This window comes from Rhizobiaceae bacterium (assembly GCA_023953835.1).
Lineage (GTDB): Bacteria > Pseudomonadota > Alphaproteobacteria > Rhizobiales > Rhizobiaceae > Mesorhizobium_G.
Genome location: JAMLJB010000001.1, coordinates 2,652,080 through 2,664,534, shown reverse-complemented (window position 1 = coordinate 2,664,534; position 12,455 = coordinate 2,652,080). Strand labels below are relative to the sequence as shown.

Annotated in this window: 10 protein-coding genes; 6 read left to right on the top strand and 4 right to left on the bottom strand. The window is 56.7% G+C overall.

Going from position 1 to position 12,455, the window contains the following annotated elements:
* Window positions 1-288: 288 nt before the first annotated feature.
* The 4 genes from M9924_12580 to M9924_12565 all read left to right on the top strand — a co-directional run bounded on the left by M9924_12580 (window position 289) and on the right by M9924_12565 (window position 5,997).
* Window positions 289-993 (top strand): alpha/beta hydrolase, encoded by a 705-nt coding sequence (locus M9924_12580; GenBank protein ID MCO5065233.1) that lies wholly within the window; start codon window positions 289-291, stop codon window positions 991-993.
* Between the two features lie 556 nt (window positions 994-1,549).
* Complete coding sequence (locus M9924_12575; protein ID MCO5065232.1) at window positions 1,550-3,199, top strand: FAD-dependent oxidoreductase; 1,650 nt, start codon at window positions 1,550-1,552, stop codon at window positions 3,197-3,199.
* Between the two features lie 440 nt (window positions 3,200-3,639).
* Window positions 3,640-5,100 (top strand): NAD-dependent succinate-semialdehyde dehydrogenase, encoded by a 1,461-nt coding sequence (locus M9924_12570; GenBank protein MCO5065231.1) that lies wholly within the window; start codon window positions 3,640-3,642, stop codon window positions 5,098-5,100.
* 195 nt (window positions 5,101-5,295) lie between these two features.
* The gene (locus tag M9924_12565) at window positions 5,296-5,997 is read left to right on the top strand and encodes a GntR family transcriptional regulator (protein MCO5065230.1); all 702 of its coding nucleotides are present in this window, start codon (window positions 5,296-5,298) and stop codon (window positions 5,995-5,997) included.
* Window positions 5,998-6,036: 39 nt separating this feature from the next.
* On the opposite strand, the gene M9924_12560 is transcribed toward M9924_12565, so the two are convergent.
* Window positions 6,037-6,753 (bottom strand): GntR family transcriptional regulator, encoded by a 717-nt coding sequence (locus M9924_12560; protein MCO5065229.1) that lies wholly within the window; start codon window positions 6,751-6,753, stop codon window positions 6,037-6,039.
* 508 nt (window positions 6,754-7,261) lie between these two features.
* Between M9924_12560 and M9924_12555 the strand changes: the two genes are divergently transcribed.
* Window positions 7,262-8,287 carry a LysR family transcriptional regulator gene (locus tag M9924_12555; GenBank protein MCO5065228.1) on the top strand — a complete coding sequence of 342 codons (1,026 nt, stop codon included), beginning with the start codon at window positions 7,262-7,264 and terminating at the stop codon, window positions 8,285-8,287.
* Between the two features lie 262 nt (window positions 8,288-8,549).
* Window positions 8,550-9,479: a dihydrodipicolinate synthase family protein gene (locus M9924_12550; GenBank protein ID MCO5065227.1), complete on the top strand. Its 930-nt coding sequence runs from the start codon at window positions 8,550-8,552 to the stop codon at window positions 9,477-9,479.
* Between the two features lie 86 nt (window positions 9,480-9,565).
* Here M9924_12550 and M9924_12545 read toward each other — a convergent pair whose 3' ends face one another.
* The 3 genes from M9924_12545 to M9924_12535 are packed head-to-tail and all read right to left on the bottom strand — an operon-like array spanning window position 9,566 to window position 12,455.
* A complete protein-coding gene (locus M9924_12545) occupies window positions 9,566-10,561 on the bottom strand; it encodes an ATP-binding cassette domain-containing protein (protein MCO5065226.1) in 996 nt (331 codons plus the stop codon).
* Window positions 10,558-11,559 carry an ABC transporter ATP-binding protein gene (locus M9924_12540; GenBank protein ID MCO5065225.1) on the bottom strand — a complete coding sequence of 334 codons (1,002 nt, stop codon included), beginning with the start codon at window positions 11,557-11,559 and terminating at the stop codon, window positions 10,558-10,560. The genes M9924_12545 and M9924_12540 overlap by 4 nt, the downstream gene beginning before the upstream one ends.
* Window positions 11,556-12,455: an ABC transporter permease gene (locus tag M9924_12535; GenBank protein ID MCO5065224.1), complete on the bottom strand. Its 900-nt coding sequence runs from the start codon at window positions 12,453-12,455 to the stop codon at window positions 11,556-11,558. Before M9924_12535 ends, M9924_12540 begins: the two co-directional genes overlap by 4 nt.

Genomic DNA, 12,455 nt, shown 5'->3' with positions numbered 1-12,455 from the left:
CGGCTTTGGTCGAGTTCGAAGGCCACGTTTGAGAATGGCGAAGGCATAACGGTGCTTAAGGCTGGGCGGCGCCCCGATGCCGACGTGACACCAATCGAACGCCCTGCTGCGCATGCGAGGGCAACGACCCGGAATGATCAGGAGGTGTATTTCTGCAAGAGCCGTGATGGCGTCCGTTTGGCTTATGCAAAGTCAGGCGCAGGATCTCCCGTTTTGAGAGCGGCGCACTGGATGTCTCATCTCACATATGACTGGCGCAGTCCGATCTGGAAACACTGGATCTCCAGCATGTCCGAAAATCATCTGTTCGTCCGATATGACGAGCGATGCAACGGCCTGTCGGAACGGGAGGTCGAGGACGTCTCTTTCGAAGCCATGGTGTCAGACCTGGAAACGGTCGCAGACGCGGCCGGACTGGAGCGCTTTACGCTGCTTGGCATTTCGCAGGGTTGCCCATTGTCCATCGCTTACGCTGCCCGAAACCCCGGAAGGGTGAGCGGTCTCATTCTGTATGGTGGTTATGTGAAGGGGTGGCGCGCCCGCGGAGATCCGCATGAAATTGCAACCCGTCAGGCTTTGGCAACACTGATGCGAGAGGGGTGGGGCAACAGCAGCGCGACATTTCGACAATTGTTCTCTTCCATGTTTATCAAGGGAGCAAGTCCGGAACAGCTTACTTGGATGGACGAGTTGCAGCGACAAACAGTGCTGCCGGGCGACGCGTGGAGATTGCAGAACGTGTTTGCCGATATCGATGTGAGTGAATACCTGCCGTTGATCAATATCCCCACGATAGTGCTACACGCGCGCGAAGATGCCGTTGCCCCTCTCAATTCGGGCAAGGCATTGGCGGCTGAAATCAAAGGCGCAAGGTTCTTTGAACTCGACAGTCCGAACCATATTCTGCTTGAAGATGAGCCCGGATTTTCCGAATTCATGCGTCATGTCAATGAATTCATCGCGGCGACGTCCGATCGCGTCGTGTCGGATTAACGGCACTCTTCGACCGCAGCTGTGTCGGTATTCGTGGGCACTCTGCTCTACGCGGCCCTTTGCCTCGGAACTTTCAAAGATGACGGGCTGGATATTGCCCTGAACGTGGCTGCCTCCGGAACCTTCCAAGCCCGCTCGCTGTCTGCGCTGCGAGTGGTTCAAGATCATCGCACTGGACCGATAGATTCGGGCCTGCGGGCGAATGCGGTTATGTGAAAGTACAATGCAGCATCTGCATTTGAACGACTGTGATTGAGCCAGATTCTTCACTGAATATGCCAACGAATATTAGAGAGTATTTCGAATGAAATTTTGGAATAGGTGATGCGATTCTTTTCAATGGTCGCTCGTGGGGAATGCCGGTATCCCTCAATTGAAAAGATTGGAGGATCACCCAGGCTTATTGGATGTGGGAGAGGCTTCGCGCTGCACCGACGCCGTTCATAGTTCACCCACACGATGTTTGCCTGTGACTTCCCGCAAAGCCGGTCTCCGGGAATGATGGCAGGAGCCTGCCGCCTCGATGGCGGTAAGAGTTAAAGTGAGGATGGAGGACATGAACAGCATGAGCACGAAACCGAGAGAGCTGAGCACCCAGCTGCTGGTTGTAGGAGGAGGTCTGGGCGGAATCAGCGCGGCACTTGCCGCCTTGCGGGGTGGTACCAACGTCATCCTGGCGGAGGAGCGCGATTGGCTCGGCGGCCAGCTTACTTCGTGCGCTGTGCCGTTCGACATCGGATTGTGCGACGACAACGGCATCGGTTCGCGCAGCTATTCGAGGTTCCGGGAGATGATCCGGGACTATTACCGCCGCAACTTTCCGCTGACCTCGCAAGCACGCGCCCGGGTGCCACTCAACCCGGGTATGGCCAATATGAGCAAACTGTGTGTTGAGCCAAGAGTGGCCGTGCAAGCGATTTGGGAAATGCTTGCACCATACCAAGGCAGCGGCCGGTTGAGGGTTCTGACAAGGCACAAGGTGGAGGCCGTGGATCAGGTCGCAGACCATATCCGCAGCGTCGCATTTCTGGACCTCGATACGGGATCGAAGTTGTCCGTCACAGCCGATATCGTAATCGACGCAACGGAGACAGGCGAGCTTCTGGAATTTACCGACATCGAACACGTGCTCGGAGCTGAGAGCCGATCGGAGACGGGAGAACTGCATGCCATCGACGGGCCGGCAGACCCGTTCGACCAACAGCCCATCACCTGGTGCCTCGCCATTGATTACCTCCCAGAGGAAGATCATACGATTGACCGGCCTCCGGGCTACGAGACCTTCCGCGAACTGAAGCGCGATTACTGGCCCGGTCCGCAATATGGATGGACGGTGAGTGCAGGTTTCGCGCTATATGAAGGCGAGGTTAGCAGTCGCCCCATGACGTGGCCCCTGTTCGCCGGCGACAGCGATGAAGATAGCCTTTTTGACATCTGGCATTCGCGCCGAATAGCTCATCGAAAGAGCTTCGTGCCGGGCTTTTACCCAAGCGACATCACCATCATAAACACGCCTCAGACGGACTACTGGCTAAAGCCCGTTGTCGGTGTTTCACCGGAAGAAGAGGCGCGCGCGCTTGAAGAGTCGCGCAACCTCGCTCTGGGCTTTCTGTATTGGATGCAGACGGAAGCTCCGCGTCACGACGACAAAGGCGTCGGCTATCCTGGCCTGCGACTACGCGGCGATGTTCTCGGAACTTCGGACGGCTTGGCCAAGCAGGCATATTACCGGGAGGGTCGGCGCATCAAAGCGCAGTTCACGGTGCTCGAGCAGCATATCGGGGTGAAGGCCCGTCCAGGTGCAGACCGAGCGGAGCGATTCAAGGATTCTCTCGGCATTGGCGCCTATCGGATCGATATTCATGCCACGCGCAAGCGCGACACCGTCGATATTGACAGCTATCCTTTCCAGATTCCGCTGGGTGCGCTGTTGCCGGTCCGCGTCGAAAACTATCTGCCCGCCTGCAAGAATCTCGGCACGACGCGCATCACGAATGGGGCCTTCCGACTTCACCCGATCGAGTGGAGCATCGGCGAGGCAAGTGGCGCGCTCGCGGCGTTCTCCTTGCGCAAAGGCGTCCCTCCGCGTGCCGTCAGCGAATCGGGTGAACTTCTCGAGGAGTTGCAGGGGGAGTTGCGCGCAACTGGCGTCCCTCTGGAATGGCCAACCTTTGGTGCGTTGACACCGGAATTCCGGCCCGTTTGATCCCGGCCAGAACCTGCAGGCGCGGCACGATCTGCTCGCGCCTGCAAAACTCCAAAACGCCCCCATTCCGCCATGCCTGACGCGGATGCTCGCTCTCGGTCTAACTCGACATCGTCTACGATTTTGCATGTTCGAACGGCGCGCGAGGGTACCAGCATTTGGTTGCGGGAGGGCACACCGCAATTCCGCACAATGCGTGACCAGCGACACTGGCAATTGGCCAGATGAAGGTGGAGCCATGAAGATTTGGAATTGGCAGAACGATTCTTTTCAATGGTCAAATGTCCGGATCGGGGTCCAAAATGAAGCCAAACGTAGTGAAGGCAATATGAGACGGACCAGAAGTGGGCCGACATCTGCAATGCTGCATGCAGCTTCCACAAGGAAGTCATGTCGGCGTGGCAGTTTGCAAGAATATCCGAGGCATACGGTGACAGACAATGAATGAACGCAGCGGTAGCATTGCATATCCAACAGTCAATCTCCTCATTGGCGGCACTTGGCGGCAAGCCTCCGATGGTGCGACCCTTCCGATCCATAATCCGGCGACGGAGGAAGAGATCGGTAGAGTACCGGTAGCGACCGTGGCCGACCTCGATGCCGCGCTGCTTTCCTCCGATAAGGCGTTTGGAATCTGGCGGCGGTCCCTCCCCTATGAACGCTACCGCATTTTGCGCGCCGCCGCTCGGCTGCTCGAGCAACGGGTCGGCGATATCAGCACCATCATGACGATGGAACAGGGCAAACCTCTTGCCCAGGCACAGGCCGAGGCTGCCAGCGGTGTCGAGATTATTGACTGGTTCGCCGAGGAGGCGCGGCGGATATCCACTCGTATCGTGCCCGCGCGCGCCGACAATATCGAGCAGAAAGTGACGCGCGAGCCTATAGGTCCGGTGGCGGCTTTCACCCCGTGGAATTTTCCGATCAATCAGGCCGTTCGGAAAATCTGCGCCGCGGTCGCAACGGGCTGCACAATCGTGCTTAAAGGTCCGGAAGACACCCCTGCGAGCTGCGCTGCATTGGTGGCCGCATTTGTCGACGCGGGTTTGCCGGAGGGAGTGATAAACCTCGTTTACGGTAATCCGGCTCAGATTTCCGAGTATCTGATCCCGCATCCTGTGATCCGCAAAGTGTCGTTCACAGGCTCGACTGCGGTCGGCAAGCACCTTGCCTCTCTCGCCGGCGCCCATATGAAACCAGCGACAATGGAATTGGGCGGCCACGGTCCGGTGTTGGTTTTCGATGATGCCGACATCGAAAGAACAGTGAAGATTGTTTCGGCTGCCAAATATCGCAACGCCGGACAAGTTTGCACCTCACCAACGCGTTTCATCGTCCACCAGGAGGTGAAGGAGACTTTCGCGTCGGCCTTTGTCGAGGCAGCTCAGGCGGTCAAGGTCGGCAATGGTCTGGATGCCGACACTCAGATGGGGCCGCTCGTCCACGCTCGTCGGCTGACCGCAATGCAAGGTCTTGTCGAGAATGCGACCGCGGCTGGCGCCGTTTTGGCGACAGGCGGAAAGAGATTGGGCAATCGCGGCTATTTCTTCGAGCCTACAGTCTTGACGGACGTGCCGGTGAGCGCCCGGATCATGAACGAAGAGCCGTTTGGGCCGATCGCGCTCATCAATGCATATGGTGACGAGGAGCAGATGATCTCGGAAGCAAACAGATTGCAATACGGGCTGGCAGCTTACGCCTATACCGGCTCCTCACGTCGGGCCCGGGAGATAGGGCAAAGCCTCGAGGCGGGCATGGTTTCGATCAACCATCACAATCTCGGCCTTCCAGAAGTGCCGTTTGGCGGGATTCGAGATTCGGGCTACGGCAATGAAGGCGGGGCGGAAGCGCTCGACGCCTATCTGGTGTGCAAATATGTGAGCCAGTTTACCGGGTTGTGAATTTGAACGCCTGTTCGTCGCGGGAGGTCCGCTGATCCAAGAGCCAATTTCTCAGCGGACTTTTTGATGGTGCACCAGCCCACTTCGAGGCAGTCCTGGATGCTCTCGCGCATTCGTCCTTCGGATGTGGTCCTCACATCGTTTCAATCGGACTTGTGAGTTCATGACCTAGTTGTATTGCGCCAGGAGTGGACGATGAAACCTAAGAGGTCGCTTAATGGCGCGCCAAATACGCCTGCTTATGCAGCGGCGCGGGACATCATCCGGGCCGAGATCCTGTCGGGAAACATACCTGCGGGATCGCGCCTGACTGCCGGTTCGTTGGTCAAGCGCTTCGCCATCAGCCAGATGCCGGTCAGGGAGGCGCTTCAGGCCCTGGAGGGCGAAGGGCTGATTACAATACGCCATCACAAGGGCGCTACTGTCCTGGCGCTGGACGCCAAGAGGATCGGCCACATCTACGATCTGCTCAGTGCCGTGGAAATATTGCTCATGCGTTCCGCTCTTCCCAATATAACCAATGCGGCAATGACGAAGCTGCAAGATATGCAGCAAGCGATGCATCTGGCCAAAGAGGGAGGCGATTCAGCCAAGCTCTTCGAACTAAACAGTCAGTTTCATGTCCTGATATTCGATTATTCCGAGAGCCCGGACTTGCTTGGCATCTACGATCGCTATGTGAATCTGCTGCGGGCATGGCGCGCGAGATTTGGCTTTACCGCTTCAAGAATGTCCCAAATGCTCGAACAGCACGAAGAGATGCTTGAAGCGCTAAAGGCGGAAGATCTGCAACGGCTGGAAAAGATCGTGCACTCGCATTCTCAGGGCGCCAAGCACGACTTGGTGTCGTTGGTAGAGGAGGAGGAGCGGTCAGTTTGCCGATCCAAAGAGGCTTGAGCGCGTCGCCTGGCGCATCGCAGTAGAGGGCCAACCCGGTTACGGCGACGGGAGGGGCGCGTCATAGCGCGCCGCAGGTTCTGCCTGATTTTTGCTGTTCTGCATAAGGGCAAGCATGTCGAGCTTGGCCCCCTCGCAATGTCGCTCGATCAAGGCAGTCAGGCGCTGCTCGTCCTGGGTGCGCAACGACTCCAAAATCTCCTGATGCTCATCCATCATCCGCGCGACCCGCTCCTTGGTAAAGCCGTAGGTTTCGCGCAGCGTGCCGAGCAGACTCGCGTAACGATTGTAGATATCGAAAGCCTCAGAGTTTTCCGCGTGCCGGTACAGCAGATGATGAAACTGCTGATTCAGCGAAAAGAGATTGGCGTGATCGCCGTTGCCCATTTCCGCTTTCATCTGGTCGTGGATCGCAGCGGCCTGCGCCATGGCGCGGTTGCTCAGATTTGGCAGAGCCAGCTTGATCAGCAGCGCTTCCAGCGCACCGCGCAAATCGTAGATGTTACGTACACGAGAAACGTCCAAGGGGAGAACGGCGGCGCCCCTGTGGGGTGCGATCTCAATCAGGCCTTCCCCCTCAAGAGCCTGAAGCGCCTCGCGTATCGGCATCTGGCTGACGCCAAACCGCTCCACCAGTGACGCAGTGGTCAAACGCGCGCCGGCTGGCAGCTTGCCCGACAGAATTTCTGCCCGCAGGCGATCCCTGAGAGCAGCATAGGTCGGCACCCCCGGCTCGATCTCCATCTTCACGTCCATTGTATCACCGGCCAGCCGCATTTCTGAGAAGCAGTTTCAGATTGCCAAAATCACTACAGTGCCTGCCCCACCTATACTGCACCTGCAGGACTATCACCTTCAAAATATTATCTCTTTTTGTGTGCGCCCAAGTTTAGACGCATATCACTTTCTCCTGTTTTCGTCCATATGACCTCACCGATGCGGCCCATGAGGGCATCGGTCGAAAGTCGAAAACCAAGCTGATTCAATCGATTTGACGCGTTCGAAATCTCGGCGGCCGCCTCGATTTTAGATACAATCAACGGTTTCTATATTAAATATTTTGGATTGAAAAGGGGAACCGAACCGGCCCGCAGGTTGACACAAAAGACAGAATTCGATCTAATCACATTAATTTATATAGAAACCAAACTGACCGTCGTGATTTCAACCGCGAATTCCGTATGTGTCACACCTCGTTGCCGAGCTGCATCCACGTTTTAGCGATTGTTCAGGCAACTATTTGCGAAATGCTGGATCGAAATTCATGAATGTGTTCCAGAGGCCGCCCGAACAGCAACTCATGCGTGCGCTGACACGCATAAACTTCAAGCATCTGCGCCTCCTTGTTCTCATTTCCGCAACGAGCAACCTTCATCGAGCCGGCGAGGCCATGAACGTCACGCAGTCTGCCGCGACCAAGATGCTTCAGAATATCGAGACGGCACTCGACGTGCGAATCTTCGAACGTACGTCACGCGCGCTAGTGCCGACGGATATCGGGAAGTTCATCATCGATTTTGCCTCTACCACCCTCGCAGACAGCGGTCGGTTCTTTGCATCGCTCCAGAATCTCAAAGACGGAGGGTATGGTGAGCTGGCTGTCGGCGCGATCATGTCGACCGTGACCAAACTTCTGCCGGTCGCGATCGCTGAGTTGAAGGCCTTGCGACCGCTCGTGAAAATCAGGATCGTTTCCGACACGAGCGACCGATTGCTGGAGGAACTGGAACACGGCGACCTGGATTTGGTGATAGCTCGCTACAGCAACACCAAGCAACCTGTTCTGTTCAGCCGCGAGGCCATAGGCATCGATCCTATTGGTATCTTCGCGTCTGCCGACCATCCGCTTGCCGGTCGTAAAGCAATCAAAGCGGCAGAACTGCTCAATTATCCATGGGTGCTGCAGTCGAGAGATTCACCGCAGCGTGAAATCCTTGACGAGTATTTCTCTCAGTCAGGCCTTGATACGCCGCGCAATCTTGTTGAGACGGGCTCGGTTTTCGCGACGCTTCAATTGGTGAGCCAAGCCAAAATGCTCTCCGCAATGCACGACGACATCGTCGCAACTGCGAGCGGGAATTTCGTTCGCCTGCCGATCACACTTGCCGACCCGCGCGAGCCGTTCGGCATAATAAAGCGGAGAGGCATCGAATGGTCTCCGATTGCAGCGGAGTTTGCAGATATCCTCCGAACCGTTGCAAGAAAGCAGGGATACTCACTGCATGATCGAAGCTCGCAGCGCGAGCCGAGGTCCACGATAGACGGCGTCTGCGAAGGGTCCCCGGTCTGATGAACGTTTGGAATACCTTCATCGCCTCTTTTCAGTTCTGTAGATTCCGGTGCAGGCATAATGTTTGTGCAGCAGCCAAACGGTGGCGATGACGTCAGTTTTCTGTTGTTGCCGCATAGGAAGTGAAACCTGCGTTCGGGCTGTTCACTCGAGGATTGCTTAGAAGCAGGCTAACGGTCGGAACTGGCGTTTCTCCATCTGGCGAATTGCGGCTGGCCAGCCGGAAGATGCGCAAAACATCCATAAAGGGAAGCAACTGCCGATGGACGACATTCGTACCCGGAAGCTCACGGGCGTAGTGCCGGTAGCGCCAACACCGTTCCTGGAAAATGGCGCGCTTGACCTCGAAGGCCAGAAGCGGGTCATAGATTGCATGATCGATCAGGGCGTCGATGGAATATGCATACTTGCGAACTATTCCGAACAGTTTCTGCTGACTGACAACGAGCGTACCCAGCTTGTTGATCTTTGCATTGACCATGCTGCGGGGCGTGTTCCGATCATCGTGACATGCAGCCATTTTTCCACTGCGATCGCCGCCGAACGTGCAAGGCAGGCAGCGTCAGCGGGAGCCTTCATGCTGATGCTGATGCCACCCTACCACGGTGCGGGGCTACAGGCTGATGAAGAGGCAATGGTCGAACATTTCGCGGCGGTTGCCGAAGCGTCCCGTCTTCCGATCATGGTGCAGGACGCACCCTTGAGCGGCGTCCGGCTATCCGTCGCGTTTCTCGCGCGGCTCGCTGCGATCATACCAGCCGTTCACCATTTCAAGATAGAGGTTGCGGGCGCTGCCGCAAAATTGCGCGAACTTATCGAGGTAGGCGACGATGCGATTGTCGGTCCCTTCGACGGAGAGGAGTCGATCACGCTGATGGCGGACCTTGACGCCGGTGCTGTTGGCACGATGTGCAGTGCGCTTTTGCCCGACCTGATCCGCACGGTGGTGCAGAAACACCGGAATAATGACCGGATTGAAGCTGCGAAGGACTACGCGCGTATTCTGCCCCTCATCAACTTCGAGAACCGGCAGTGCGGCCTGCGCGCGGCAAAGGCCGTTTTGTTCGAGGGCCGCGTGATCGCCAGCGAAACCGTCCGTCATCCTCTACGACCCCTACATCCTGCGACCCGAGAGGGACTTCTGGAACTCGCGCGCGAGGTCTCCCCGCTCGCGCTTGGCTGGGGCAGATAAGACGGCGCGAAAAGTCCTGCGGGGCAGACTGCGGCGAGCTATGTCAATCCAGTTTGCCCCCTGCAGCAATAGCCGGTGCGGACCGATCAAAGGGGCTGGTCAGCCGTGTCATAGAGATGGCAAGCGACTCTCGCCCGTTTCAAATCACGCAGAACCGGCGGCTCGGTACTGCATCGGGGAAACGAACAAACACAGCGCGGATGAAATGAACATCCGCTGGGGGGGGCCATAGGATTCGGAAAGGTCGAGCCAAGGTTAAGCTCTGGCAATCCCAAGCCGGGTTCCGGAGTAAGAATAGAGGCCAGCAGGGCACGCGTATAGGGGTGACTTGGATTGGCGAACAGTTCCTCTGCTTCCGCCTCCTCAACCACTTTGCCCAGATACATTACGGCTACGCGTGTCGCAAAATGTTCGATCACTGCGAGATTGTGGCTGACGATTATTATTGTGAGATCGAGATCCCTCTTCATATCCATGAGAAGGTTCAGGATCTGCGACTGCACCGAAACATCAAGTGCGGAAGTCGGTTCATCGCATACGATGATCTTGGGGCTCATGATCAATGCGCGTGCAATGGCCACACGCTGTCGCTGTCCTCCCGACAATTCCGATGGATAAGAGGAATAGTAGCGCGCCGGCAATCCCACCCGATCCATCAGGTCCTGAACACGGCGGGTGCGGTCAGCCGTCTCGCCGATATGATGCACATGTAGCGGCTGGCCGATAATCGACCCGACTGTCCTGCGTGGATTTAAGGAGGAATAGGGATCCTGGAAAATGGGCTGAACCTTACGCGCCACCGCACTATGTCCCAGGCTATCGAGCGAGCGTCCCTCAATTGTGATCTGGCCGTTCGAGGGGCGCAACGTCCCTATCAGCATTCTGAGAAGAGTTGACTTCCCACATCCCGATTCTCCGACAATGCCAAGCACTTCTCCCCGACGAACTTGCAGAGAGACATCGGTCACCGCATGAAGGATGCGACGTGCCTTGAACATGCCGCCCGCCGTCCGGAACGTCTTGTACAATTGTGAAGCTTCCATGATGGGCGGCTGAGACGTCGTTGCGGCCGAAATATTCATTGCCGACCACCCATCGCCTGCCGGGCGCCTCGGCTTTGCCAAAGAACGCAACGAACGACATGATCTGCGGAAAGCTCCGACAAGTTCACATCTTCCGCACATTGCGGCATGGCGTAAGCGCACCGTTCACGAAACACACATCCCGAAATCTCTTCGGCAAGACTTGGCACCACACCTGGAATTGATCCGAGATATTGGCCTCTCTCCACTTTTCCAGGCACCGGAATGCATTTAAGCAACGCCTCCGTGTAGGGATGGATCGGGTTGAGCATGACCTCGCTCGACTTGCCGAGTTCTACGATCTCCCCCGCATACATAACCGCCACGCGATCCGCGATCCGAGAAACAATTCCCAGATCGTGAGTGATGAGCAGAAGCCCCATCCCGAATTCATCGCAAAGATCATTGAGAAGATGCAATATCTGTACCTGTATGGTGACATCCAACGCTGTCGTCGGTTCGTCCGCTATCAACAGCTTCGGATTGCACATAAGTGCCATTGCGATCATCACGCGTTGACGCAAGCCGCCGGACAGTTGATGCGGGTATTGTTTCAGACGCAGATGCGGAGCGGAGATACCCACCTTCTCCAGGAGAAACAGCGCCCGATCACGGGCCTCGGCACGGGAGGCGCCACGATGCCTCACCAGCACTTCCTCCAACTGATTTCCGATGGTGAAGCTCGGGTTGAGCGAGGTCATGGGATCCTGAAATATCATGGCGATCCCATTGCCCCGGATATCCATCATTGCGCGTTCGGGTATTGCTCCAAGTTCGAGTTCCTCAAACTTCAGCCGGGCGGCGCTGCGCCTTGCGCGCCGGGGAAGAAGGCCCATGATCGCAAGCGCAGTTAGGGATTTGCCGCAACCGGATTCGCCGACGATGCAGAGCGTTTCGCCGGGCTCGACGGAAAAGCTTACGTCTCGCACAGGTCTCAACAAGCCATGCGTCAGCGGAATTTCGACACTAAGATGCTCGACATCGAGAAGCGGGCTCATATGCGGCTCTCCGGACCAACCAGATCCCTGACACCGTCGCCAACCAGGTTGATGCAGAATACCAGTATGAAAAGCGAGAGGCCGGGAATGAAGATCACCCAGGGGCTGAAAAACATGTACTCCCTGCCTTCACTGATCATGAGACCCCATGAGGAGAGCGGGGGCTGTACCCCCAATCCCAGAAAGGACAATCCTGCTTCCAGCAGCGTGGCCTGAGCCATTTCCAAAGTGGCGACCACAATAAGGGGCGGTGCTATGTTGGGCAGAATCTCGAAGATCATGATATAAGGAGTCGAGCACCCCACCGCGCGGGCAGCCGCGACGTAGTCGCGCGACTGCGCCTCTCTTGTCGCCGCGCGAGCAACAACGGCGAAACGATCCCATAAGAGAAGCCCGAGAACAAGAATGAGAACCGTCAGCGAGCCTCCCACAAGGGCCACGACGGATAGCGCCACCAGAATAACCGGCATTGCAAGTCGAGTCGTCACAAGGAATGTGACAAAGGTGTCCAGGCGACCACCAAAGAAGCCGGCAAGCATGCCAAGCGTAATTCCAATGCTTGCCGACATTAACACCGCAACGCTACCAATAAGAAGAGATGTCTGCGCTCCGTAGACAAGGCGAGATAGATAGTCCCGCCCCAATCTGTCCGTGCCCAGCGGGTGTTCCCACGTTCCCGTTTCATGCCAGACGGGTGGAACCAATCGCTTCGAAATATCCGTATGGTCGGGCGCTTCTGTTACGAGAACTCGTGCAAAGATCGCCACAAGAACGATGGCAATCAAAACGACAGCGCCAAATACAGCCCCGGAGTTTCGAAGGATACGTATTCTCGCCGGGCGGGGTCGCTGTCGTGGCAAAGATTCAGCTTTCGAATCAACGAGTTCAGCAGCCAT